The organism is Flavihumibacter sp. UBA7668 (genome assembly GCF_002483205.1).
GTDB lineage: Bacteria > Bacteroidota > Bacteroidia > Chitinophagales > Chitinophagaceae > Flavihumibacter.
This window is the reverse complement of record NZ_DLHM01000002.1, coordinates 174395-198923: the sequence shown is the minus strand read 5'-3', so window position 1 is coordinate 198923 and position 24529 is coordinate 174395. Positions and strand designations below refer to the sequence as shown.

Annotated in this window: 25 protein-coding genes and 1 tRNA gene; 15 read left to right on the top strand and 11 right to left on the bottom strand. The window is 43.1% G+C overall.

Annotated elements, in window-relative coordinates; genetic code table 11:
- Nucleotides 1–126 precede the first annotated feature (126 nt).
- From B2746_RS04445 to B2746_RS04435, 3 genes are all read left to right on the top strand, one after another.
- Nucleotides 127–681, top strand: a complete 555-nt coding sequence (locus tag B2746_RS04445) for a TlpA family protein disulfide reductase (protein WP_290791369.1) — start codon at nt 127–129, stop codon at nt 679–681.
- 66 nt (nt 682–747) lie between these two features.
- The gene (gene mdh, locus B2746_RS04440) at nt 748–1677 is read left to right on the top strand and encodes a malate dehydrogenase (RefSeq protein WP_290791367.1); all 930 of its coding nucleotides are present in this window, start codon (nt 748–750) and stop codon (nt 1675–1677) included.
- Between the two features lie 232 nt (nt 1678–1909).
- Complete coding sequence (locus tag B2746_RS04435) at nt 1910–2485, top strand: hypothetical protein (protein WP_290791365.1); 576 nt, start codon at nt 1910–1912, stop codon at nt 2483–2485.
- Between the two features lie 33 nt (nt 2486–2518).
- On the opposite strand, the gene B2746_RS04430 is transcribed toward B2746_RS04435, so the two are convergent.
- The 3 genes from B2746_RS04430 to B2746_RS04420 form a co-directional block, all read right to left on the bottom strand.
- Entirely contained in the window at nt 2519–3568 is a 1050-nt protein-coding gene (locus B2746_RS04430; protein ID WP_290791363.1) for a glycosyltransferase family 9 protein, read from the bottom strand.
- A gap of 63 nt (nt 3569–3631) precedes the next feature.
- Nucleotides 3632–4609 carry a DedA family protein gene (locus B2746_RS04425; protein ID WP_290791362.1) on the bottom strand — a complete coding sequence of 326 codons (978 nt, stop codon included), beginning with the start codon at nt 4607–4609 and terminating at the stop codon, nt 3632–3634.
- A gap of 11 nt (nt 4610–4620) precedes the next feature.
- Entirely contained in the window at nt 4621–5856 is a 1236-nt protein-coding gene (locus tag B2746_RS04420; protein ID WP_290791360.1) for a dicarboxylate/amino acid:cation symporter, read from the bottom strand.
- A 169-nt stretch (nt 5857–6025) separates the two neighbouring features.
- Between B2746_RS04420 and B2746_RS04415 the strand changes: the two genes are divergently transcribed.
- The 3 genes from B2746_RS04415 to B2746_RS04405 all read left to right on the top strand — a co-directional run bounded on the left by B2746_RS04415 (nt 6026) and on the right by B2746_RS04405 (nt 9498).
- Nucleotides 6026–7570 (top strand): amino acid permease, encoded by a 1545-nt coding sequence (locus tag B2746_RS04415; protein WP_290791358.1) that lies wholly within the window; start codon nt 6026–6028, stop codon nt 7568–7570.
- Nucleotides 7571–7696: 126 nt separating this feature from the next.
- On the top strand, nt 7697–8419 hold the full coding sequence (locus tag B2746_RS04410; RefSeq protein ID WP_290791356.1) for a YebC/PmpR family DNA-binding transcriptional regulator: 723 nt from the start codon (nt 7697–7699) through the stop codon (nt 8417–8419).
- 203 nt (nt 8420–8622) lie between these two features.
- Nucleotides 8623–9498, top strand: a complete 876-nt coding sequence (locus B2746_RS04405; protein ID WP_290791354.1) for a hypothetical protein — start codon at nt 8623–8625, stop codon at nt 9496–9498.
- Nucleotides 9499–9577: 79 nt separating this feature from the next.
- Here the strand turns inward: B2746_RS04405 and B2746_RS04400 are convergent, their stop codons facing one another.
- A complete protein-coding gene (locus B2746_RS04400) occupies nt 9578–10201 on the bottom strand; it encodes a trimeric intracellular cation channel family protein (protein WP_290791352.1) in 624 nt (207 codons plus the stop codon).
- A gap of 1 nt (nt 10202) precedes the next feature.
- Complete coding sequence (locus B2746_RS04395; protein ID WP_290791350.1) at nt 10203–12596, bottom strand: alpha-ketoacid dehydrogenase subunit alpha/beta; 2394 nt, start codon at nt 12594–12596, stop codon at nt 10203–10205.
- Nucleotides 12597–12621: 25 nt separating this feature from the next.
- On the opposite strand from B2746_RS04395, the gene B2746_RS04390 reads away from it, so the two are divergent.
- The 4 genes from B2746_RS04390 (at nt 12622) to B2746_RS04375 (ending at nt 15883) form a co-directional block, all read left to right on the top strand.
- Nucleotides 12622–13209, top strand: coding sequence for a DUF1573 domain-containing protein (locus B2746_RS04390; RefSeq protein ID WP_290791348.1), 588 nt, complete (start codon nt 12622–12624; stop codon nt 13207–13209).
- Nucleotides 13210–13230: 21 nt separating this feature from the next.
- A complete protein-coding gene (locus tag B2746_RS04385) occupies nt 13231–13662 on the top strand; it encodes a DUF1573 domain-containing protein (RefSeq protein ID WP_290791345.1) in 432 nt (143 codons plus the stop codon).
- 80 nt (nt 13663–13742) lie between these two features.
- A complete protein-coding gene (locus B2746_RS04380; RefSeq protein ID WP_290791344.1) occupies nt 13743–14654 on the top strand; it encodes a polyphosphate kinase 2 family protein in 912 nt (303 codons plus the stop codon).
- Between the two features lie 32 nt (nt 14655–14686).
- Entirely contained in the window at nt 14687–15883 is a 1197-nt protein-coding gene (locus B2746_RS04375) for a pyridoxal phosphate-dependent aminotransferase (protein WP_290791342.1), read from the top strand.
- Here B2746_RS04375 and B2746_RS04370 read toward each other — a convergent pair whose 3' ends face one another.
- The 4 genes from B2746_RS04370 to B2746_RS04355 all read right to left on the bottom strand — a co-directional run bounded on the left by B2746_RS04370 (nt 15884) and on the right by B2746_RS04355 (nt 18487).
- On the bottom strand, nt 15884–16414 hold the full coding sequence (locus B2746_RS04370; protein ID WP_290791340.1) for a DinB family protein: 531 nt from the start codon (nt 16412–16414) through the stop codon (nt 15884–15886).
- A 366-nt stretch (nt 16415–16780) separates the two neighbouring features.
- A tRNA-Met gene (locus B2746_RS04365) sits at nt 16781–16854 on the bottom strand.
- An 80-nt stretch (nt 16855–16934) separates the two neighbouring features.
- Nucleotides 16935–17414 carry a hypothetical protein gene (locus B2746_RS04360; RefSeq protein ID WP_290791338.1) on the bottom strand — a complete coding sequence of 160 codons (480 nt, stop codon included), beginning with the start codon at nt 17412–17414 and terminating at the stop codon, nt 16935–16937.
- A gap of 8 nt (nt 17415–17422) precedes the next feature.
- Nucleotides 17423–18487, bottom strand: a complete 1065-nt coding sequence (locus B2746_RS04355) for a hypothetical protein (protein ID WP_290791336.1) — start codon at nt 18485–18487, stop codon at nt 17423–17425.
- Between the two features lie 110 nt (nt 18488–18597).
- Between B2746_RS04355 and B2746_RS04350 the strand changes: the two genes are divergently transcribed.
- The 5 genes from B2746_RS04350 (at nt 18598) to B2746_RS04330 (ending at nt 23638) form a co-directional block, all read left to right on the top strand.
- Entirely contained in the window at nt 18598–18975 is a 378-nt protein-coding gene (locus B2746_RS04350) for a hypothetical protein (protein WP_290791334.1), read from the top strand.
- A gap of 138 nt (nt 18976–19113) precedes the next feature.
- A complete protein-coding gene (locus tag B2746_RS04345; protein ID WP_290791332.1) occupies nt 19114–21459 on the top strand; it encodes a TonB-dependent receptor in 2346 nt (781 codons plus the stop codon).
- A complete protein-coding gene (locus B2746_RS04340) occupies nt 21456–22736 on the top strand; it encodes a sialidase family protein (protein ID WP_290791330.1) in 1281 nt (426 codons plus the stop codon). The genes B2746_RS04345 and B2746_RS04340 overlap by 4 nt, the downstream gene beginning before the upstream one ends.
- An 18-nt stretch (nt 22737–22754) precedes the next feature.
- A complete protein-coding gene (locus B2746_RS04335; protein ID WP_290791328.1) occupies nt 22755–23327 on the top strand; it encodes a class I SAM-dependent methyltransferase in 573 nt (190 codons plus the stop codon).
- Between the two features lie 17 nt (nt 23328–23344).
- Complete coding sequence (locus B2746_RS04330; RefSeq protein ID WP_290791326.1) at nt 23345–23638, top strand: hypothetical protein; 294 nt, start codon at nt 23345–23347, stop codon at nt 23636–23638.
- Here B2746_RS04330 and B2746_RS04325 read toward each other — a convergent pair.
- A complete protein-coding gene (locus tag B2746_RS04325; protein ID WP_290791324.1) occupies nt 23635–24099 on the bottom strand; it encodes a DinB family protein in 465 nt (154 codons plus the stop codon). The two genes, B2746_RS04330 and B2746_RS04325, sit on opposite strands and share 4 nt — an antisense overlap.
- A 19-nt stretch (nt 24100–24118) precedes the next feature.
- On the bottom strand, nt 24119–24502 hold the full coding sequence (locus B2746_RS04320) for a rhodanese-like domain-containing protein (RefSeq protein ID WP_290791322.1): 384 nt from the start codon (nt 24500–24502) through the stop codon (nt 24119–24121).
- Nucleotides 24503–24529 lie beyond the last annotated feature (27 nt).

Genomic DNA, 24529 nt, shown 5'->3' with positions numbered 1-24529 from the left:
CTTTTCGTAAACCTACGAATTAATCGTAGACAAAACCAAATTAAATTCTAAAAAAAATAGTTAATGCTTGAAATAAGCAACTGCGAACTACTTTTATAGCTCACAACTAATCAAAGGATCCAACGCATGAATACACAAAGGGCTACTTCCAGCCAGACAGATAGAAGCAGTTTTTTTTTACCAAGATGTACCCTTTTAACCACCCTTTTCATTGGCCTGGTATTGTCCTGCTTTTCACAGGAAAATCCCAATACAGCACCAGCTCCTTTTGAAAAATTCAAAACCCTCCCTCCCTTTGAATTAACCGGATTGGATGGAAAAAAATTCAAGCGCGATGACCTTCCCAAAAGCAAGGGAACAATTCTTATGTTCTTTAGTCCCGATTGCCATCACTGCCTGCTTCAAATGGATTGGATGAAAGAAGCCAAAGTGCAACTGAAGGGATTTAATTTCGTGCTGGCAACCTACCAGCCATTGGAAACCCTTCAGGGATTCTACAAAACCTATAAGCTGGAGGAATGGAAAAACATTTATATAGGAAGGGATGACAAATACTTTCTCCCCCCCTATTTCAGAATAAAAAACCTGCCCTTTATTGCCCTCTATGATAAAAAAGGGCAGCTCATATCCGTGTTTGAAGGAAATACCAAAACAGATCTTATTCTGACCGCTTTTAAATGAGCAGAACGGGCGCGCATGCCCTATCTTTGCCCCGCAAATTATTATTTCACCGCATAAATATTTTCCATGAAAGTTACCGTAGTTGGTGCCGGTGCCGTAGGAGCAACCTGTGCAGACAACATTGCCAGAAAAGAACTCTGCGAAGAGCTGGTTTTATTGGACATTAAAGAAGGATTGGCAGAAGGAAAGGCGCAGGATATGATGCAATCCGCCACCCTGCTTGGTTTTGACACCCGTATCACCGGATCTACCAATGATTATAGTAAAACTGCCGGCAGTGATGTGGTGGTGGTAACATCCGGACTTCCCCGCAAACCCGGAATGACCAGAGAAGAACTGATTGGCACCAATGCCGGTATCGTTCGCACCGTTTGTGAGAATATCCTGAAATATTCTCCGAATGCAATCTTTATTATTATTTCCAACCCGATGGATACCATGACCTACCTGGCCCTCAAAGCAACAGGTATACCTAAAAACAGGATCATCGGAATGGGCGGAACACTGGATAGTGCCCGTTTTAAATACCAGCTTAGTCAGCGCCTGGGCTGCTCACCTGCAGATCTGAATGCCGTGGTGGTAGGCGGACATGGAGACACAACCATGATTCCTTTAATGCGGTATGCTACCTGGAATTCTGTTCCCGTTACGAATTTCCTTTCCCTGAATGATCAGGAACAAACTATAAAAGATACCATGGTTGGTGGTGCCACCCTTACCAAATTGATTGGTACTTCAGCCTGGTATGCGCCCGGAGCAGCCGGAGCGGCCCTTGTTGAAACCATCGTTCGCGATGAGAAAAAACTCTTCACCTGCTGCGTTGAACTCAACGGAGAATACGGTCAATCTGATATCTGCCTGGGCGTTCCCGTAGTAATCGGCAAATCCGGTTGGGAAAAAATTGTTGAATTTGGACTGAACGAAGAAGAGCAGGCATTGTTCAACAAAAGTGCAGACGCTGTTCGTTCCATGAACGACGTTCTTAAAACATTATAAATCAAACACTTAGATTAATTAAAGCCGGTTCAGCCGGCTTTTTTTTATACCATTCATCGAATTTTTTTCTACTTTCTTAAAAAAAAGAAGCCTAAGTATTTTGATCCCAGCCGTATTCGATTAGATTTGTACCACAATCTCTCTCCAACACCTATTTAAAGCTCTTAGGGTTATTTCCCGGTTTACCAAGCCTAGAAGGCCGATATCTGTAACCTATACAAACAAAAAGAGCATGATCAAGCCCTTACTCGTACTAGCACTTAGTGTGTTTGGAATTAATTCCTTTGCGCAGGAACCAATGGAATTACCCAAACAACGCGATCCCCAGGTTAATAAAACGATTAGCCCTGTGGACAATCCGCGTATCAATCCCGAAAAGAATTTCCGTATTAACCCCAAACACAACTGGAATATCAATCCGGCTATGAATGAGGGTATTAATCCCGACAAAAACAAGTTAATCAATCCGAAATTCAACAAGGATTTCAGTCCCCTTCACAACCAGAGTATCAACCCCATGTACTCCTTCAGTCTGCATCCTTTAACCAATCAGAACTGGAAGGGCTATTACATGTTTGATAAAGAAAACAAGTTGACCGGTTACCTGGTTATTGCCAATCAGTTTGTGGTGCTGGATTTTGATGATAAAGGAATCTGGAAAGGATATCTGGTTAAAACAACCACCAACACCTACAATTATTTTAATCTGCAGGATGAATGGACCCGTACTTTTTTCTGTGAAGACTCTATGGTAGGTTTCAATATTTTTAATGCAGCCGGAGAATGGACAGGTGCATTTGCCAAATAGGCATTGACTTACGTTTTTTTTAGAATAGAATGATTAGCGCGCAGCAAGAAATTGCTGCGCTTTTTTATGCACCAGCTGCAGGTCGATATTCTCCATACACCTGAAATGTCCCTTTGGGCAGGCTGCATGGCCGATTTTCGAACAGGGGCGACAGTTCAACCCCTTCACTTCCACTTCAGCCGTTCCATCCATGATGCCACCAGTTGATCCGGCACCATTCTGGCGATTCCAATTTACGGAAGGAGCCCCCAACTGATTGAGATAGGGCGTCATGCCAAAGCCAGGAACCGTATTACCCCATACAGAAATTACCGGCTTGCGAAAGGCTGCTGCAATATGCATCAGTCCGGTATCATGGGTAATAATCATGTTGGCTTTTCGAACCAGATCGGCAGATTCATTTAAACTAAATTTGCCACAGGCATTATAAATCTTGATAGGATCCTGTTCAGACAACACTTCCCCTGTGGAACGGTCTTCCGGCCCGCCTAAAACAACAATCGGATGATCCAATAATTTTACCAGCTCCTTCAATTTATGCAAAGGCAGCCGTTTGGTGGCATGTGCGGCACCCACCACCAAACCAATATATCCCAATTGATGGGATGCGGGTAAATCACCTGGTTTGATTGCTTCTTTTTCAGGAATAAAATAATCTAATCCTGCGCCGTCATTTTTTACACCAAGATGTGCTACTGTTTCCAGACAACGATCAACAATATGTTTGGAAGGCAGCAGGTTTATCTTCAGATTGGTCAGCAACCATTTCTGAATATTCAGTTTATTGAAACTTTTAGCCGGACGTTTGAGCGCTTTTTTTATCCGAAGGGTACGAAGATTATGATGAAGATCAATTATCCAGTCAAAGTTCTGCTCTTTCAAAGCTGCAATCGTCAGTTCCAGTGAATCATCCAGCAAATGCAGGCGGTCGATATAAGGATTGGCCCGGAGAACGGGTTCGAAACTTTTTTTAGTGAGGAAATGAATCTCCACATCCGCCACCTGATTTTTAAGGCAGCGTATAACCGGTGTCGTTAGCACGATATCACCAATCGACGAAAATCGTATAATCAGAATTTTCACTTCTAACTTTTCACTTCTTTCTTCTCACCTCTCACTTTTCACTTTTCACCTTCTTCTCACCTCTCACTTTTCACTTTTCACCTTCTTCTTTCCTCCAATGAGTTTAATCAATACAGGCGCAGTAGTTACGAGAACAATTATTATAATAATCACCTCCAGATGATCTTTCAGATCAAATCCAAATTGTGCCTGCACCCATTTCTGAAGAAAATGTCCGGCAAAAATCATACTGAAAACCCAGGCAATACAACCTACAATATTGTAAAATGCAAACTTCTTTTTATCCATTCCAACAATACCGGCAATGATCGGTGCAAACGTTCGCACGATGGGAAGGAATCTGGCAAACACAATCGCCCCTCCCCCATGTTTATCATAAAATTCATGCGCCTGTTCGAGATAATGTTTTTTAAAGAAGAAATTATCTTTCCAACGGAACATGGTTGGACCTATTTTTCTTCCGAACCAATAGCCTACCGTATTTCCGATTATACCTGCAAAGGAAATCAGGGTAACCAGCAAAATCAAATCAATCCATTCGCTGCGTTCCAATACAAAACCAAAGGATTTGAATAATTCGTTTATGAGATTGGTACTGTAAATTCCGGCAACAAATAACAAACTGTCTCCCGGCAGGAAAAATCCGGCAAACAAACCTGTTTCAGCAAATACGATTAATAAAATAATCCATAAGCCTCCCATAACGATATAAAACATGGGATTGAGCAGATCTTTCCATCCAAAGGATTTTTCGAGTACAACTGTTTTATCGGCTTTTAATCCGGCATAGGAAAACCTTACGGTATCATGTATCGGAGCTGTAAGCAGAACTTCCTGCAAAGAATCCAGGGGTACCAGTACAAAACCATCCTTATCTGCCACATACTCTTTTGATTCCTGGCCATTGATCAATGTAAACTGGCCAACGGATGATTCATATTGGTTCAGCACCCTCAATTTCAGCTCCTGCTGTGCCAATACAGACCATCCTGAAAACATTAAAACAACCAGGAGAAACGAAACCTTCATCTTCTTTTTCATTATTTCAATCTTTAACTCTCTAATTCACCTTCCCACTTGCTAACCGCAGAAGTTGCCAACGCATTTCCCAGCACATTGGTCATACTGCGGAACATATCGCAAAAATGATCAATGGGCAATATCAGGGCAATACCTTCTGCCGGAATACCGAACATGGCACAGGTGGCAGTAACTACTACCAGCGAGGCCCTTGGAACTCCTGCGATGCCTTTACTGGTTAACATAAGAACCAGCAACATGGTTAACTGTGTACCTAAATCCAGATGGATCCCGTATGCCTGCGCAATAGCCAGACTTGCAAAAGTCATATACATCATGCTGCCATCCAGGTTAAAACTATAACCAAGCGGCAAAATAAAAGAAACAATTTTATCCTTGCAGCCAAAACGTTCCAGTTCCTCTGTCAATTTTGGAAACACAGCTTCACTGGAAGTAGTACTGAAGGCAATCAGGAGAGGTTGGGCAATCCGCTTTAATAATTGCGGCACCCTGTTCCCCAAAATCAAATAGCCCACTAATAATAATAGTGCCCAAAGTACGGCAATCCCAATCAGGAAATACAGCATGTACAGGCCATAAAAACTAAAAATCCCCAAACCATTGGTAGCAATTACAGCAGCCAGTGCACCAAATACACCCAGCGGAGCAAATGCCATTACATAACCCACCATTTTCAGGATAATATGCGCCACACCATCCAATGCTTTAATGACAGGTTTCGCATAATCTCCCATAGCGGTGGCAGCAACACCAAAAAATATACTGAAGACTACCAATTGTAAAATTTCATTGGTGGCCATGGCTTCAATAACACTTTTGGGGAATACATGTTCAACGAAATTCTGCAGGGAGAACACTTTGGTTTTACCAATCAGATCAGCAGCATTTCCCGTATCCGCATTACTTAAATTGATAACTGCACCAGGTTGGAAAAAATTAACCAGTACCATACCAATCAGGAGACTGGCCAGGGAAGCCGTAATAAACCATAACAACGCCTTTCCTCCAACCCGTCCAACGGTTTTCAAATCTCCTAATTTGGCAATACCAACCACCAGTGTAGAAAAAACCAGCGGTGCTATAATCATCTGCACCAAACGCAAAAATATAGTGGTAAGCAGTTTTATTTTATCAGAAAAAGAAGCTATAAAAGCAGGGTCGGCATTTCTGTGTACGATGTATCCAACCAAGATCCCCAATCCCATCGCAATCAGAATATAGAGGGTTAACCTGTTCTTTTTCGTCATTTTCAGTGCTTAAGCTTTTGAAAGGAAGGCCGAAAATTCGAAAAATTCCTGATGCTACCAAAATAATCGGCGGAAATCCGCCTCCATTCAAAGTTTAGCGGCGGCGAATTAAATAATTATTTATTTTACGGCCTTCTAAACAGCTTAACAAAACACAATTAAAACTGATATGAGTTTATTCAGGAAAAAATCCCTGTCCTCCTTGTTGGCGACGGCTGCTGATTCTGAAAAAGGACTAAAACGAACATTGGGAGCTACTAACCTGGTAGCACTTGGAATAGGCGCCATTATCGGCGCCGGTTTGTTTGTACGAACTGCCGCTGCAGCCGGACAGGCCGCTGGTCCGGGTGTAACCCTCTCTTTTATCATTGCTGCTGTAGGTTGTGCCTTTGCCGGACTCTGTTATGCAGAATTTGCTGCCATGATTCCCATTGCCGGTAGTGCTTATGCCTATTCCTATGTTACCATGGGAGAGATGATTGCCTGGATTATTGGCTGGGCTCTTATTATGGAATATGCACTGGGTGCAGCAACTGTTTCAATTGCCTGGAGTGAATACCTGAATACGTTATTGGGGGGACGAATACCCTACGAATGGTCGCATTCGCCCTTTGAAAGTTTTACCGATGCAAATGGTGTGCTGCATCAGGGAATCCTCAATGCTCCGGCATTGGTAATACTATTATTGCTAACGATGCTACTGATCAAGGGTACACAGGAATCTGCCATGGTAAATGCCATCATCGTTTTCATTAAAGTTGCCATCGTACTGATTTTTATTGCAGTGGGCTGGCAGTTTATTGATCCAGCGAATCATACGCCGTATCTGATTCCGGAAGGAACACCTCCTTTTACTGATCAGGCAGGAAAAGTTATTGCCGATTATTCCGGCGTATTTAAACATGGCTGGGGTGGAGTACTTGGTGGTGCAGCTATCGTATTCTTCGCCTTTATTGGCTTTGATGCAGTTAGTACAGCCGCACAGGAAGCAAAAAATCCTGCACGCGATATGCCCATAGGAATCTTAGGTTCTCTGGCTGTTTGTACAGTGCTGTATATATTATTCGGACATGTGTTAACTGGTGTTGCCCCCTGGACAGATTTTGTTGATCCGGTAAAGGGAAGAGAAGCATCGGTTGCTTATGCCATTTCCGAATACATGCACGGTTACCAATGGTTATCCACCGCAGTTACCATTGCCATTCTGGCTGGTTTCTCTTCGGTAATTCTGGTGATGTTAATGGGTCAAAGCCGGATTTTCTACACCATGAGTAATGACGGATTGATACCAAAAGCATTTGGCGAATTGCATCCTAAATTCAAAACGCCTTATAAAGCCAACTGGATTCTGTTCGTGTTTGTTGGATTATTTGCAGCGTTTGTACCCGGACATGTGGCAGGTGACCTTACCAGCTTCGGTACCCTTTTCGCTTTCGTACTGGTAAGTGCGGGTGTATGGCTGATGCGCAGAAGCGATCCCGCTACCAAACGCCCTTTCCGCACTCCCTGGGTTCCTTTCGTACCTATCATGGGTGTATTGATTTGCAGTGCCATGATATTTGCATTGGATGCACAAACACTGAAAGTTGCCATGATCTGGATGGTATTAGGACTGGTTGTTTACTTCCTCTATGGAAAGAAATATTCAAAACTGAATAATCCCGGACATACACCTGGCGAAATTTTGCCCAAGAAATCTGATTTCGAGGGATAAAAGAAACAGGCTGCCTCAATAAATGGCAAATGAATTAGAAGAGGCTGTTTTCAAATCGGAAACAGCCTCTTTTTTGTACCTTTGGCACCCGAAAGAATAGTCAACTCAAACCATTAACAGAATTATATGGGTCGCATTTTTGAAGTTCGTAAAGCAACCATGTTTGCCCGCTGGGATCGCATGGCTAAACAGTTTACCCGGATCGGGAAGGAAATCGCCATAGCAGTAAAAACAGGCGGACCTGATCCCAATACCAATCCGGCATTACGACGTTGCATGCAGAATGCCAAATCGGTAAACATGCCGAAAGACCGGGTAGAAGCGGCTATTAAAAGAGCACAGGGAAAGGATATGGAAAACTATGAGGAAATCCTTTATGAAGGATATGGTCCTCATGGTGTAGCCGTTCTGGTTGAAACTGCTACAGATAATCATGTGCGCACAGTTGCCAATGTAAAGGCGGTTTTTAATAAGGGAAATGGCACCCTGGGTAACAGTGGCAGTGTAAGTTTTCAGTTTAAAAAAATGGGGGTTTTCAAATTGAAACCGGAAGGGTTGAATCCGGAAGATATGGAACTGGAATTGATCGATTTTGGACTGGAAGAATTGGGAGAAGGAACCGGCGAAAATGGCGAAGAGGTTTTGGTGGTACGTTGCGGATTCACCGATTTCGGAAATATGCAAAAAGCATTGGAAGAAAAAAACCTTACCACGATCAGTGCCGAAGTGGAATGGATTCCCCAAAATACCGTAGAACTCGGCGAAGAACAGGCACAGGAAGTGCTTAAACTTGTTGACAAACTGGAACAGGACGAAGACGTTCAAAAAGTATTTCACAACCTGGCTTAAAGCCAGGTTTTTTTTATTGTTATGCGTTTTATTAAGCGTACCTTACTAATGGAAATTTTAATTCAGTAGACAGGATATAATCGCTTAAACCGTACTGTTACCGAAAGGCTGGATTTAGTTATTGAAGCGAACCTTTCCGCACCCATTCCGCCCCTATTTTCCGCACCATATTCTAAAGATTTTATCACCCTTAATCTTTGTATATGGAAGCAATCACTCAACGATCCACTGCTGGCCGAAAAAAGTCCGACCAGCGACCTTGCCAACTTTTAGCGACCCTCTTATTTATTGCGCTGCTCCTAAATTTTCCCGGCTTCATTCATGCACAGGGGCCAAAAATTCCGGTTTATCTGGAAGTTACCATGTATAAGGTGAACCAGGGCAAAACAGAAGCCTATCTTAATCTTGTACGGAATTATGGCCAGCGAATTCACGAAGCGATGGTACGTGAAAACAAAATTCTTGGCTGGTATTTTTATGAAGTGGTGCTATCTCCTGTTAATACCGGCAGCTATGATTTTGTTGGGGTAAAAGTAACCACCGGTTTCAGCGACATGATTGACAATTCCGTATCGCTGAAAGAATATTACAACAAAATCAAAGGTGCAAAAGAACCGGCATTTGAACAGATTGCCGGACAGCTGCAGGAATACCGGGTACCTGTCAGAAAGGAGATTTTTGTACATCGGGCGGGATTGGACCCCAATACGCCGGTTTCAAAATATGTGCAGGTTGATTATATGAAACCCATGACAGGGAAAAGAGATGAATATGTAAAAATGGAAGCAGAAGTATTTTATCCCATTCATCAGGAGCGGATAAAAATTGGTGCGCTTACTGACTGGGCATTGTATGAAAAATTCCTCCCTTTCACCATGCAATCGGAATATGATTTCGTAACGGCGAATTTCTTTGACAATCCTCGTTCCATCATCGATCCTAAATACGAGGAAGCGTTCAATAATATTCCGAATAACATCGATTTTATCCGGCTCAGTGGCCAGATCGACCAAACCCGCGCCCTGGTAAGAAGTGATATCTGGAAGCTCGTGCTTTACACAGATAAGGTGATAAGGTGATAAGGTGAAAAGTGAAAGGTGAAATGTGAGAAGAGAGAGGTGAGAGGTGAAAGGTGAAAGGCGTCCCATCTCTCACCTTTCACCTCTCACCTTTCACCTCCCTCATTGGTAGCTTCCACCGAAACATCAACGACATCATACGGATGGAGAAAATAAGCAGGATGCAAAGAATATTGATGAGTTCAATTGACAGGGATGTACTCTTTAATAGAAAGAATACAATCCCGCCAACAATGGCGGCGGAGGCATAAATTTCTTTTCGGAAAAGATAGGGTACATTATTGAGCACCACATCACGGATGACCCCACCAAAGCATCCTGTAATTACACCAAGTGAAATACAAATTCCGGGCGGATATCCCCACATCAATCCTTTTTCAATACCAACCATGGTAAAAAGCCCCAGGCCCAGGGCATCAAAGATGGTTAAAACTCTTTCCATTTTCTTCAATTTGCTGGCAAAAAGCAACGTTGCAACAGCAGCAAAGAGAATTACACCAATCGTACCATTATTACTGAGCCAGGCTACTGGCAAGTCTCCGATTAATATATCCCGGATGGATCCACCTCCGATAGAAGGAATAAAAGCAAGAATGATGACACCAAATGGATCCAGTTTTTTTTCCATAGCAGCGAAAGCACCGGACACTGCAAAACTGAAGGTGCCCAGCAAATCAATCACTGTAAGAAAGTTGAATTCCATTTTATTCGGCCATCATTTCTTTTACCAGGTCCATAATATCTTCCAGATTGGGTTTACTGAAGTAATCACCATCACTTGCATAAGCCGGACGGTGAGGTTGAGCACAAAGGGTTCTTGGCGCAATATCCAGCCAGCGATAACCACCCTGTTCTTCCATCACTTTATTAAACATGTACGCTGCTGCCCCACCCGGAACATCTTCATCAATGAAGAGAATGCGGCTGGTTTTTTTCAGCGATTCAAGAATTGCATGATTCAAATCAAACGGTAAAAGAGTTTGCACATCAATCACTTCAGCATCAATTCCAAAACTGGCAAGCTGATTGGCCGCATCCTGAACAATTCTCAAAGTTGACCCATAGGACACCAGTGTAATATCTGTTCCTTTTCGTACAACTTCAGGCATGCCGAGCGGTACTGTATAATTCAATAAATTCTCCGGCAATTTTTCCTTCAGCCGGTAACCGTTCAAACATTCAATAACGATTGCGGGATCATTTCCCTGCAACAGAGTATTATACATACCAACTGCCTGAACCATATTCCTCGGCACACAAACATACATTCCACGAAGCGCATTAATAATCATTCCCATTGGAGAGCCACTATGCCAGATCCCTTCCAGCCGATGCCCCCTGGTACGTACAATAAGCGGACAACTTTGCTTTCCGAAAGTCCGGTAATGAGTTGTTGCCACATCATCACTCAAAGGCTGGAGCCCATAGAGCAGATAATCGAGGTATTGTATTTCTGCAATGGGACGCAACCCTCTGAATGCAGCACCAATTCCCTGACCCATAATGGTCAATTCACGGATACCCGTATCCGAAATCCGGTCGGTGCCGTATTTAGCCTGCAATCCGGCAAATCCCTGGTTTACATCGCCGATATACCCAACATCCTCTCCAAATGCAATTACTTTTGGATTGGACGCAAAGAGCTGATCAAAATATTTATTTAGGATCTCATAGCCGTTTGCGTTGGGTGCATCCGGTGCATACTTCAACTCCGATGCCTTAACAGCAAGTGCCGATTTCGGTCCTTCATTGTAGAGATGCGTGTTATAGAGTGCTTTGTTTTCCTTCTTCAATTCCTGGTAATAATCGCGAAGCCAGTATCCACTGTCATGCGTACCAACCTGCTGAATGATTTTATATAATCCATTCATAACATCTCGTCTGGTTGGCTCTTTCTCAGCACGAAGTTTCCCAATCTGTGTTTGAATTCCGGCTGCTTTTTCTGGCATCTGTTGGGCTGCACTGGTGGCCAATTCAATTACTCTGCTTACCTGATCTTTAATCGGCTGCTGATAAACTTTCCAGGCAGTATTTTTACAATCGCGGACAAATTCTTTTGCACTGAGTTCGATATCGGACAATTCTTCGTCGCTGCTTAATGCATTTTCAAGAATCCACTCCTTGAATTTTTTTATGCAATCATACGTTCTCTCCCATTCAAGCCGCTCCGGGCTCTTATACCGTTCATGGCTACCGGAAGTAGAATGTCCCTGTGGCTGAGTAATTTCTTCAATATGAAAAATAGCCGGTATATGTGTATCCCGAATTTTTTGGATGGCGGGTTCCATGAGTTCAACCATACTGGCATAATCCCATCCCTTCAATTTATAAATATCAATTCCATTGGTTCCTTCCCGTTGCTGAAAACCTTTCAGCACTTCCGATATAGATCCTTTGGTTGTTTGCAATTGTTTGGGCACAGAAATTCCGTAACCATCATCCCAAACAAAAATGGCGAGAGGAATCTGCATAACTCCGGCGGCATTCACAGCTTCCCAGAAATGACCTTCAGAAGTGGAGGCATCACCGATGGTACAAAAGCATACCTCATTTCCATTTTGTGATAATTCCGGAAATGCTTTTAACGCATCCACTTTCCTGAATAATTTGGAGGCGAATGCCAGGCCAACCGCACGGGGCATCTGCGAAGCCGTTGGGGCCATATCACTGGTGATATTTTTCTGTTTGATTAATGGCAGCCAGTTACCCTCCGTATCAGTATTGGGTGTGGCAAAATGAGAATTCATCTGGCGTCCGGCACTAAAGGGATCCTGATTCACATCCGGATTAGCGTATAATTGGGCGAAAAATTGTTCAATACTGGCCTGCCTGCTTGCAAAAACAAAGGTTTGATCTCTGTAATAACCTGCCCGGTAATCACCCGGACGGAAAAATTTAGCTGCTGCAATTTGCGCAACCTCTTTTCCGTCTCCAAAAATGCCAAACTTGGCCTTTCCTGTCAAAACCTCTTTACGGCCAATTAAACTGGCTTCGCGGCTTTCGCAGGCCAAACGGTAATCACTGAGTACTTCTTCACGAAAACGGTCGAAACTGAGTTTCTCCGCCGCTAACAGATCGTTTTCAAGCAGATTTTCCATCCGGCAAATCTAAAGGAAATCAACAATGCGAACAACCGTTAGTTTTCCACTTCCCTTTTCACCCGACCGGTGGCACCGGTCGGGTGGCACCGGTCGGGTGGCACCGGTCGGGTGGCACCGGTCGGGTGAAAAATCCACCACAATAGCTATATTTGTTTTACGTTTAATGACTATGAATTGTAAGAAAATTCTATTGGGAATGGTGTTTTTGGCTGCTACAATAGCAGGCAGGGCACAGGTATTGGCGAATGCCCCGAAAGAACCTCTGCAGATCAAGGAACGCCATGATTTCGGAAATATCCGGAAAGGGCGCCCGGTCAACTACGTTTTCAGCATTCAAAATACGGGTGCAGAAGTACTGAAACTGGAAAATGTGGCCGCTTCCTGTGGATGTACCACACCGGTTTGGTCGCCCGAACCAATTGCACCCGGTCAATCAGGTTCTATTACTGTGGGATATAATGCCGCTGTAGAGGGACCGTTTGAAAAATCAATCACTATCGTATACAACGGTGGCAAAACAAAAACCATCTATGTAAAGGGAAAAGTAGAACCGGCAATTCCATCCGTTCCATTAAATAGCTCCGTTCAATTATTAAAGCAATCTAATTAAACAGTGTATAAATCGATAATTATGAAAAAATTCGCGCTTACCCTTTTCGCCGTTGTAATCGGAACCGTTCTGTTTGCCCAGGCAAAAAAAGCAGAAGAACTGGTTAAGTTTTCAGTAGTGAAACACAGTTTCGGAAAAATTAAACAGGGATCTCCGGTTACCTATGATTTTGAGTTCACCAATGTAAGTGGCAAGCCCGTGGTAATTGAAAGTGCAACTGCCAGCTGCGGATGTACTACGCCTACCTGGCCACAGCAACCAATTGCGCAGGGCAAGGCTAACAAGATTAAAGCCGGATTTAATGCCGCTGCTCCAGGGCCGTTTGACAAAACTGTTTTTGTAAAAGTTGCCGGTGTTGACCAACCAATGGAACTCAGAATTACAGGAGAGGTTTTATCTGCTGAAGACTATGCCAAATACGAAACCAGCAAAGACAAAAAAAGCAGTAAATAAAGAATTGAGTATAGATTTTTCAATCCCCGTCCAACAGACGGGGATTTTTATTTCCTATATTACCTGACTAAATTAGTTCAATGAATAATCCTGAATTCCAAGCCTATCTCGATACGTTGAAAGTACAGCCACAACAAAAACTTTCGTTAAAAAAAGATTTTCTGACCGATTATGATCACAAATCAATGACGAAGGAGGAAGGTGAATCCCTCCTGCAGGAGGGCATTCAAAACCTATCGATTATGCAGGATAAACTGTATGCCCATAACCGGCACAGTATCCTGATTGTTCTACAAGCCATGGATGCTGCCGGAAAAGACGGTGCCATCAAACATGTGATGAGCGGATTGAATCCGCAGGGGGTTAAGGTCCATAGCTTTAAAACGCCGAGCAGGGATGAACTGGATCATGATTATATCTGGAGACATTATAAAGCCCTGCCGGGACGGGGAGAAATCGGAATTTTCAACCGCTCACATTATGAGAACGTACTCGTAACCAGAGTACATCCGGAATTTATTCTTGGAGAAAACATACCAGGAATAGAACGGGTAGAAGACATTACTCCGGCCTTTTGGGAAAAGCGGTTCAAACAAATCAATCGCTTCGAAAAAAACATTGCCCAAAACGGAACACTTGTCTTAAAATTTTTTCTGCATGTTTCTAAAAAAGAACAGAAAAAACGGTTTCTGGAGCGCATTGACAATCCCACCAAAAACTGGAAATTTTCCAGTGCGGATGTAAATGAAAGAGGCTACTGGAGCAAGTATATGGAAGCCTATGAAGAAATGCTTTCCGCCACTTCAAAAGACCATGCCCCCTGGTTTGTGCTGCCTGCCGACGACAAATGGTTTACCCGTTTATGTATGGCAGCTATCATTGCAAAGGAGTTTAATACACTGGATCCAACTTATCCGGAACTGGATGAAAAACAACGGGCCGATTTGCAGGAGATGAGAGAAAAACTGATGAAGGAAGAGAATGGCGAATAAAATCTAGCCGGATTTGCCTATATCTTTGCGCCATGCTACAGATCAGCCAAAGAGGCCAGGCCATGCCCGCTTCCCCCATAAGGAAACTGGTGCCATTTGCCGAAGCAGCCAAAAAAAAAGGAACCAGGGTTTATCATCTCAATATCGGTCAGCCGGATATTGAAACGCCTTCCATTATGTTTGACGCTGTCAAAAATTCCCATGTGCGGGTATTGGAATACAGCCATAGTGCGGGCAATGAATCCTATCGTCGCAAGCTGGCAGACTACTATGCAAAAGTTGGAGTTAAGGTCAATCATAATCAGATAATCGTAACTACCGGTGGTTCCGAAGCCATCCAGTTTGGATTTCTGTCCTGTCTGGATGCCGGCGACGAGGTCATCATTCCCGAACCATTTTATGCCAATTACAATGGTTTTGCTGTAGCAGCAGGAGTTACCGTTAAACCTATTACATCCAGTATAGAAACCGGCTTTGCACTTCCTCCCATGGAGGCTTTTGAAAAAGCGATTACACCTCGTACCCGCGCCATTGTTATCTGTAATCCCAATAATCCAACTGGTTATTTATACAGTCGGGATGAAATGGAAATATTGAAATCAATCATTTTAAAACATAATTTATTTCTGTTTTCGGATGAGGCCTATCGGGAGTTTTGTTATACAGGAACACATTTCAGTGCCATGCAGCTGGAAGGCGTGGATGATCATATAGTGCTGATGGATACCGTCTCCAAAAGGTATAGCGCCTGCGGTGCAAGAATTGGTGCATTTGTGACAAGAAACCAACAGGTACATGATACTGCCATGAAATTTGCACAGGCCAGATTAAGTCCGCCTGGCTTTGGTCAGATCGCCTCTGAGGCAGCAATCGATCTCCCTGCTTCATATTTTGATGAACCGAAAGCAGAATACCTCAAGCGAAGAGATACGCTTGTCAGCCGCCTGAATTCCATGAAGGATGTGTTTTGTCCGAATCCGGGTGGGGCATTTTATGCAATGGCCCGTCTGCCCATTGATGATGCAGATAAGTTCTGCCAGTGGTTGCTGGAAAGTTTTTCTTATAAAAACCAAACGGTGATGCTGGCACCGGCTACCGGCTTTTACGGCACACCGGGGTTGGGAAAAAACGAAGTGCGACTGGCATATGTACTTAATACAACTGATATCAATGCCGCGATGGATTGTCTGGAGCAGGCTTTACAGCAATATCCCGGCCGCACAAATTAATCAGAATAATTTCTCCTGTGGCGGAGTTGCTCCGGCCATACGCAGATAGGCAGTTGTTTGTGCCCGATGGTGGGTCTGGTGTTCAAAAGCTTTTGAAATGGCCATACCTTTTGTCATTTCGAACCGGTCAAATAGTTTGGTGCTTGCATTCAGTTGTTCCGGCGTCATTTTTTTTACTTGTTCAATTACAAAATCATAACCGGCCAGCACAAGTTTAGTCACATTTTCCTTGGATTTATCCGTCTGTGTTTCCAGGCTTTTTTGTCCAATTGGGCTTGTAGCACCGGTTGCCTGAACTATAAACATATAGTTTGCATCTGTCATGTGCAACATCTGATCAGCGAAGGAGCGCATTTCAGGGGTAGGCTTGGAAGCGTATCCGGCAGCAGGCATGGCATCCAGGTATTCTTTGGTATAGGCCTTTGCCCTTTCCCATTCCTTAACAATTTCATCTATGGAACTTTGCGCCTGCACGAAGCTGGAGAAGCCCACAACCATGCAAAGGGCAAGTAGAATTTGGCTGAATTTCATATACTATTTTTTTATAATTGAAAAGTTCGGATTTTAATTTTAAATAGGTCCTATTTTTCTTTGAGCGGTTTGCTACTGCTTTACTTATGTTGAATAAGAGTCGCAACTGTATCAATAATCCTTGCTTAGTTAGAAACTCAGGTTCTTGCATATAGTTGTTTAAAAAATCCTCCACGTGGTCATTACCAAAAACCTGCAAAATTAACCAGCACTCTATTTGCTTACCAATGATAAAGTTTAAGAAATTGGCTTGATCTGGATTAAGAAATGCGAAAAGCGGACTTGAACCGCCGGCCGCTACGGATAGGAATCCGATTTTTGATCTACCCTTAAATTAAAAAAGCCCGAAATTTCGAGCTTTAAATGTAGCGAGGAGCGGACTTGAACCGCCGACCTTCGGGTTATGAATCCGATGCTCTAACCAGCTGAGCTACCTCGCCTATTGAAGCCGCAGGGCCTCAAATGGAGCGCAAAAATAGAGTTTTGCAGGAAAACTGCAAAAAAAATAAGGATTTCCCGTCTATTTGACTCTCACCAATCGCTCTACATTCAAATGATCAATCCCTAATTCCTCAACCCGCTCAACCCCTGTAGTTGTAAGGGTATCCCCATTAATTTTATATGACAATATAAATTCTCCTCCCTCCCACTCGCGGATACTGAAGTAGTCCAGGTATTCGGTATAAGTACTATCATTAAATTTTATTCTGCCGCCACCAGCTGCATATGAAACCAGACTGTCTTTTCCTTTGGTTAAATCGTGGCGGAGAAAGGCAAAATGAGTGGGACTGATAATTTTAATCATTTCCTGCCCAACGGTATAATCTGTAACAACAGTATCCTTTCCTTTAATGGTGGTTCCTGTCAATAATTTCCAGGTACCGACTAAATCGGAATTACTTTCATTAACGGGCTGCTCTTTTCCATTATTAATTTCTGGAGATGAGCAGGATACAAAAAATGTGATAACAACAGCAACTGCAAACAAAGAGTATTTCATATACAAATTTAATAAAACCCTTTCAGCACCTTCATTTTTGCCGTATCTCCCGCAATTGATTCTGCAGAAAAAGGCATAACACCAGTAGAAGGATAAAGAGCTCCGAATTCCAATACTTTTTTGAAATCAGCTGAACTCACCTTACCCGGGTTATTATGCCCCTGAACAATTGGCCAGAATTTTGGAGCGGAGGAGCCGGTTGCCCAATCCTGCTTACCTAACCATTTCATATAATCACGCACCCAGCTAACCGGACGAGCTTTCATCTGATGAAATAACATGGGTGATAACACATCTGCCACCGAAGCCAACGCAGGCAGGTCAATTCCCAGATTTTTGTACAGAGCAGAATCATGATCAGCCGGAAACCAGCCGCAATGATAAATCCCCATCAATAAATCAGTATTAAATGACTTAATCAATGCCTTTGCCTCGATTGCCCAATCTGTCAATACCGTACCACGCCATCTGCGCCAGGCAGGTTCTGCATACTGAAGAATCCACTGTGCGCGTATTGAAGTTTTACCTGAAGGAACATTAACAGCACCAAATTTTTCGAATAACCCGATACATCTTTCACAGAAACAGGTCTCCGGCAAAATCGGATGGGGCGTTTCGAATTGTGCATGCCAGTGAAAATAATCAAGAAAAACACCCTCTACTTTAAAGGCAGTCAGCAGCTGACTCAACGCATTAAACCGTTCGTTTTTAAACCCTGAATCAGTGGGACAAATGCCCATAAACCAATCCGCCGGAACAGCCCGTTCGCCCTTCTCTGTAATTGGCCATGCTTCGGGATGCCGGGTCAAATATTCTTTCCCATTCAATACCGGAAATTCAACAAAGATCTTTACCTGCTCCCGCCTCGAACGTTCAACAAATTCAGGGGTCAGAGAACCACTTCGAACAAACACGGCATTCATTCCAAGTGATTGAAAATTGTACCCCTTATCCCATAGTGCAGCAGGATTGCCATACACACCTTTTATAAAATCAGGCTGCCGCATTCCTTTCCCCGACTCTACACAGGCAGAAAATAAAAAAAAGAATAAACTAATCTGAAAAAACTTCATCACTTTGAATACCTATTAATTCATTCAATTTATCGATTTTAAATCGCACAAAAAACTTATGACCAAAATCATGTTTGAATTATTCGGCGGCTATTATATTTGCACCATCAATGCTGCTTCGATTATTCATATCATTCCTTCTGCTGGTATCACTGGCACTTCAAAGCTTCCAGGTGCCCATGATGTATGTGAATTATTATGCCAACAAACAGGACTTCCTTGCAAATTGTGAAAACAAATCACGACCAGAACTGGCCTGTGAAGGGAAATGTATCCTGATGAAAAAAATCAAAGCTGCTGAACAAAAAGAAAAGGAACAGGAAAAAAAAGAAAGCAAAAGCAACGGATCCGCTGATATTATTTCCTCCCGTTCCTTCTTCACCAATCATATACAGGAACCCCTTCCTTCAGCATCCATCTCCTATCCATCTGAACTGATCCAGCCAGTTACTGATCAATCCTATCCCCCTTTTCATCCTCCCTGCTAAGAGCCTTTACTCCGATCCGCCTAACCAATAAGTTAACGGATAATTCCAACTCAACATCCAATTTCAACAGCTCGTAACAGACCAGCTTGACTTTACCTGCAGCTGCCTGTTACTTGCACCTCGTTTAAATTACTCATCATGTCAGTAGTTCTACGGCTGGCACTGGTACTATGCGTACTGGTGTCCCTGCCTGCTTATGCCCAAAAAAAAATTAGCGCTACCCTGCTGGATTCCATCAATCAGGAACCTATTGCCGGTGCAACCATACAATGTACAGACAGCAGCTGCAACTGTAGTTGCATAACCAATAATTCAGGAAAATTTGAAATGAGCTGTAAAGACTGTCGCTTTATTCAGGTAACCCATGGCAGTTACAAAGCACAAAGAATTTCCATTCAACAATTCGCCAATTCCAGCACAATGATCTGGCTTCAACCCTATACCGGAACACTCAATGAAATCATTGTTACAGCCAACAGAGGTGAACGAATTAAACGATCAGAAGCCCCCATTGCAATAGGCGTTGTATCTGCGGCATCCATCCAGGAAACAAAAGCCCAAAGCGCAGATCAGTTGTTAAATAAAATCAGTGGTGTAAATATGGTGAATCTGGGTAATGAACAACACCAGATGAGTATTCGTCAGCCGATGACAACCAAGAGTTTATTTCTTTATCTGGAAGATGGGATCCCCGTTCGCACAACCGGCTTATTCAACCACAATGCACTGTTGGAAATGAACCTGGCTGCAACAAAAAAAATAGAAGTAATCAAAGGGCCATCCTCTTCTCTTTATGGAAGCGAAGCCATTGGCGGAGTTGTAAATTTCATAAGTCTGTCACCCACCATACAACCCATGTTAAAGTGGTCGGCTCAGGGAAACTCCATTGGATACAAAAGGACCGACCTGCAAACAAGTTTTAAAACCGGCAAATGGGGATTTGCACTGAGTGGTTATTATGCCGATAAAAGAAACAGCTTCATGGATTATACTGATTTTCATAAAGCCAGTCTGACAGCCCGTGCTGATTATCAATTCTCCGATCGCACCCTGGTATCCAACAGCTATACCTATACAGATTATTACAGTGATATGCGCAGTGGTGTGGATAGTACCGCATTTGCAACCAAACAGTTTTTCAATCCACAAACATTTACATTCCGAAAAGTACAGGCACACCGGTTCAGAACAACACTCTCCCACCAGTGGAATGAAAATGCCAACTCCAGCCTTTCATTGGTAGTCAGAAAAAATGCAATCGGACAAAACCCGTCCTATCGAATTAAAGATGATTATAAAAGAGTAAACGGCGTGTGGAAAGGAAATAAATCACTGGCCCATGGTGAAATCAATGAAAGCAGCTTTAAAAGTCTGGCCATCATTTCGCAACACAAACAAAAATTTGACTGGAAAAATGCAACGCTTTTAGGTGGATTATCTGCCGATCTAAGTCCGTCTGCTTACACTGCTTCCTATATCAAAATACATAAAGACACGATCTCCGGCAAATACGATAACTATGAAGCATCAGACAGCAGCTTAACCAATTACACTACCCGCATCAATAATTTTGCAGGATTTATTCAGGCTGCATTTGAGCCGGCAAAGGGACTGCGCCTGGTAGGCTCCATCCGGTATGATGTATTTCAGTATAAATTCAACAATCAGCTTGCACCCTCTTCTTTCAGTGGGGCAGCAGATACCAGTACTGTCTTCCGCAGACTGAGTCCAAAAATTGGTTTAACCTATAATCCCACCAATAAAATCGGATTTTTTGCCAACTACAGTGAAGGTTTTGTACCACCACAGGTTACTGAATTATTTACCGGAGTAAAAGTCCCTTTCCTGCAGCCTTCTGTTTTTCGGAACTATGAAATTGGGGGATGGATGAACCTTTTCAAAAATAACCTGTCTGGAGATTTCAGCATTTATCAATTGGATGGGTCCAATGAAATTGTCAATATGCGATTGGATGACGGAAGTTTTGCCAATCAGAACAGCGGACGAACATCCCATAAAGGAATCGAAATCGGAATCAATGCCAATCCTATTAAATCTATCCGGATTCGTACCAGTGCCTCTTACAGCAAACATATGTTTGAAGAGTTTGTGGAAAAAGGCATCAGTTATTCCGGTAAAGAAATGAATAATGCCCCGAGATGGTTATTCAATGGCGAAATCTGGTATCGTCCGAATTTCCTTAACGGATTCCGGATTGGAACAGAAGTTCAATTTGTTGGGAAATACTATGCTGATCCGCAGAATACAGCGAGCTATCCGGGTTACACTGTATTACATATAAGAACAGCATATACATACAAAGCAATTGAAATCTGGATGAATGTATTGAACGCAGGTGATCGTTATTATTCGACTATCACATCCAAAAGCAGTTTCGGTTATAGTTATACGTTAGCCGACCCAAGATCCTATAATATGGGTATCAGCCTTGACCTTTCAACCCTGCTAAAAAAACAACCATGAAACGTACACTGATCTATACCATTCTTTATCTGATGCTCCCCTTTTCACTATTGGCGAATAATAAAACCGATAGTCTGAAATCCGCCACAAAAATAGTGGCGGATCAAAATTCCAGTATACCCGGATTAACAAGTGATCGGTTTAACCGGCCTGTGATCAGTTGGGTGCAGGCGCTTTCTGAAAATCGTTTTCAATTTTGTTATGCCATCTCGCCTGATAATGGAAAAACATTTACTGAGCCGGTAATTGTAACACCATCAACAAGTATTTCTCCGCATGCTGAAAATGCACCGAAACTTCTGTTCAAACCTTCCGGAGAAATAATTGCAGTATGGGGTGTAACTGAAACAAGTCTTAAACAGGGAATGATTGCCCTTCAGGAGGAGCATGCCGCTCATCAGTCGGGTAAAATAATTGAGGCAAAAAAAAGTAAGTATGCGGGACAAATCTATTACAGCCAATCGTTTGATGAAGGGGCCAGCTGGACGACAGCAAGGCCATTGGTAAATGACCCGGCTGGTTTTGATCAGCGTTATTTTGATATTGCACTGAACAAGCAGGGGGAAGCCGTTATCATCTGGTTGGATAACAGAAAAGAAAGCACCAAAGAAGGTTCTGCATTATACATTGCTACCACCCATCAACGGGAAGGATTTCAACAGCAGCATAAGATTGCAGAAACAACCTGTCAATGCTGCCGCACGAAACTTCATATTGATCAAAAACAGCAAATCCATGTTGTTTACAGAGCCATCCTGCAGGATTCCATCCGCGATATGGTGCACCAGGTTTCGATGGATGGCGGTAAAAACTTCAGCACCCCCAAACGAATCCATGAAGACAACTGGGTGGTGCGCGCCTGTCCGCATACCGGCCCAACGATGACCACCAACAAAGAAGGGTTGCATTTTGCCTGGTATTCAGCGGCTCCGGCAAAAGCCAGTTATTATGTACAGAGTACAGATAATGGCGGGCATTTCAGTGAGTACGCTGCGTTGAGTGAGTTGGCCCGGCATCCTCAAATGGCTGCTTTGGGAAATGGTGAAATCGCTCTTGTTTGGGATGAAGTTAGCCGTTCCGGTCCCTCTCCCACAACGGGGATTACCATTGAATGGAAATCAGCCGATGGCAAAACAACCAGCCGCCAAAGTCTGACTAATCCGGAAGAAATGGCTTCTTACCCAGTACTTATTCCACTGGAAGAAGGATGTATGGTTGCCTATCAGGTTAAAACTGCTGCGGGCCAGCGAATCGGGTGGCAAATCCATAAAAAATAGATTCCGTACCTTTGCAGCATGTGGTTTAAAGACGATCCGGCTTTCCATACATTATATCCGGTTGAGCTCTGTCAGATGGCGCGTCGCCATTGGACACCTTTATTGGTTGCCCGAAAAGCGGCCAGGTATCTGGTTACTCAGCCCGGAGATCGTATTTTGGACATAGGCAGTGGAGCAGGCAAGTTCTGTCTGGCTGCTGCGAAGGAATGTCCACAGGGGAAATTTACCGGGGTGGAACAAAGGGATTATCTGGTTGGCTATGCCAATGAAGCACTGGAAAAAACCGGACTAAAAAATGTTGATTTTTTACATGGCAACATTACTGAATTGAATTTCAAGGACTTCGATCATTTTTATTTCTACAATTCTTTTTACGAAAACATCGTAGACACGGAAAAAATAGATGATAAAATTTCTTTTTCCAGCGATTTATTTAATTACTACAGTCATTATCTTTATAAACAATTGTGCAAAGCCCCTGAAGGTACCCGTTTGGTTACCTACCACAGTCTGGAAACTGAGATTCCTCCTTCCTTCCAGCTGGTAGCCACAGAAATAAATGATCAATTAAAATTTTGGGTTAAACTGTAAAACCTTTTGGTACTACTATGGCTAAAAACTTGGACGACTACAGGTGTAAACTGATTAGTAAAATATTGCAGGCTCCGACATCCGACCATGTAACCCGTTTTTTCAATGCGGCTATAAAAAGTCTGAAAGAACATAAGGTGAATGGTTATGTAACGAAACGTTTTCTGGATAAGATTGAATTAGAGCTTGATAGCATTCAACCGGATGAATTAAACAGTCAGCAACTGAATAACAGGGAGAAAGCGTATCAGCTGACGGCTGATTGTAAAAACCAGTTATTTCCAACGGCATCTATTCCGGTGATTGCTTAAACCTGGCGGTCGCTCTCTCCATATTTCAGCAGAATCGCTAACTGTCCTGCATGATAGGCAGTATGAGAAATTATTCTACCCAAGGCCTGGTTCAGTGTTTTGGTACCAAATTCCTTCGTGGTTATTTCCCGCGACCATTCTTCATCCTGAATTGATTCAATTGCACGTTTTAATGTGTCGGCACTGAGTTCAATATAATCCAGCAGCGCCGGCAAATTGGTCCATTCACCCGTATCTTTTTGAGCGATTACTGTTTTTGCTGTAACCTGCACATCGGGGAACTGAAAAACATTCTTTGAAAAAAGCAGTTCAACATCACCGATATGTCTGATTAGAAAGCCCACCGAATTTGGCGCTTTTCCCAATCGTTTACTAAGATCAGCAGCTTGTAAGGAAGGAAGCAATCCTGTAAATCTGGATCTTGACTCCAGCCAGAGAGCTAAACAATCAGCCGTTTTCATTTAGTTTAATTAAGATTAATCAACAACAATTGCCCTTACCGCCACAGGTAAATTTCCCGGTTAAATCGCCCAGGATGGAAGGATCTCCAATTGTGGGAAAGCCTTTGGACACCCAGCGCTCCAGCCCATTTCTCATATGGGCAATCAGCTTGACATCAAACCCAAGTTCTATTAATTGTTCAGCAGCTTTGCGACTCCTGGAACCATTCCAGCAAACAAGTACCAATTCCTGATCTGATGGTAATTCAGTGTAACGTAGCGTTATTTCAGGCAAGGGTAAATTTAAAACCTGATCGACACCAAAACCCAATTGACTGATTTCAAAAGGTTCCCGAACGTCTACCATGCAGGCTCCTCGTTTGATCCATACCCGGGATTGTGTGGGACAAATTTCCTGTATCATGCACAAAGAATCAATTTTCCCTGCTTT

Coding starts and splice junctions, on each gene's coding strand:
- B2746_RS04355 (WP_290791336.1), bottom strand. CDS start 18,487: ATGAAGTTTTTTCAGATTAGTTTATTCTTTTTTTTATTTTCTGCCTGT.
- B2746_RS04425 (WP_290791362.1), bottom strand. CDS start 4,609: ATGAAAAAGAAGATGAAGGTTTCGTTTCTCCTGGTTGTTTTAATGTTT.
- B2746_RS04345 (WP_290791332.1), top strand. CDS start 19,114: ATGTCAGTAGTTCTACGGCTGGCACTGGTACTATGCGTACTGGTGTCC.
- B2746_RS04420 (WP_290791360.1), bottom strand. CDS start 5,856: ATGACGAAAAAGAACAGGTTAACCCTCTATATTCTGATTGCGATGGGA.
- B2746_RS04415 (WP_290791358.1), top strand. CDS start 6,026: ATGAGTTTATTCAGGAAAAAATCCCTGTCCTCCTTGTTGGCGACGGCT.
- B2746_RS04380 (WP_290791344.1), top strand. CDS start 13,743: ATGAATAATCCTGAATTCCAAGCCTATCTCGATACGTTGAAAGTACAG.
- B2746_RS04360 (WP_290791338.1), bottom strand. CDS start 17,414: ATGAAATACTCTTTGTTTGCAGTTGCTGTTGTTATCACATTTTTTGTA.
- B2746_RS04445 (WP_290791369.1), top strand. CDS start 127: ATGAATACACAAAGGGCTACTTCCAGCCAGACAGATAGAAGCAGTTTT.
- B2746_RS04395 (WP_290791350.1), bottom strand. CDS start 12,596: ATGGAAAATCTGCTTGAAAACGATCTGTTAGCGGCGGAGAAACTCAGT.
- B2746_RS04410 (WP_290791356.1), top strand. CDS start 7,697: ATGGGTCGCATTTTTGAAGTTCGTAAAGCAACCATGTTTGCCCGCTGG.
- B2746_RS04335 (WP_290791328.1), top strand. CDS start 22,755: ATGTGGTTTAAAGACGATCCGGCTTTCCATACATTATATCCGGTTGAG.
- mdh (WP_290791367.1), top strand. CDS start 748: ATGAAAGTTACCGTAGTTGGTGCCGGTGCCGTAGGAGCAACCTGTGCA.
- B2746_RS04400 (WP_290791352.1), bottom strand. CDS start 10,201: ATGGAATTCAACTTTCTTACAGTGATTGATTTGCTGGGCACCTTCAGT.
- B2746_RS04390 (WP_290791348.1), top strand. CDS start 12,622: ATGCGAACAACCGTTAGTTTTCCACTTCCCTTTTCACCCGACCGGTGG.
- B2746_RS04330 (WP_290791326.1), top strand. CDS start 23,345: ATGGCTAAAAACTTGGACGACTACAGGTGTAAACTGATTAGTAAAATA.
- B2746_RS04385 (WP_290791345.1), top strand. CDS start 13,231: ATGAAAAAATTCGCGCTTACCCTTTTCGCCGTTGTAATCGGAACCGTT.
- B2746_RS04375 (WP_290791342.1), top strand. CDS start 14,687: ATGCTACAGATCAGCCAAAGAGGCCAGGCCATGCCCGCTTCCCCCATA.
- B2746_RS04370 (WP_290791340.1), bottom strand. CDS start 16,414: ATGAAATTCAGCCAAATTCTACTTGCCCTTTGCATGGTTGTGGGCTTC.
- B2746_RS04320 (WP_290791322.1), bottom strand. CDS start 24,502: ATGATACAGGAAATTTGTCCCACACAATCCCGGGTATGGATCAAACGA.
- B2746_RS04435 (WP_290791365.1), top strand. CDS start 1,910: ATGATCAAGCCCTTACTCGTACTAGCACTTAGTGTGTTTGGAATTAAT.
- B2746_RS04340 (WP_290791330.1), top strand. CDS start 21,456: ATGAAACGTACACTGATCTATACCATTCTTTATCTGATGCTCCCCTTT.
- B2746_RS04325 (WP_290791324.1), bottom strand. CDS start 24,099: ATGAAAACGGCTGATTGTTTAGCTCTCTGGCTGGAGTCAAGATCCAGA.
- B2746_RS04405 (WP_290791354.1), top strand. CDS start 8,623: ATGGAAGCAATCACTCAACGATCCACTGCTGGCCGAAAAAAGTCCGAC.
- B2746_RS04350 (WP_290791334.1), top strand. CDS start 18,598: ATGCTGCTTCGATTATTCATATCATTCCTTCTGCTGGTATCACTGGCA.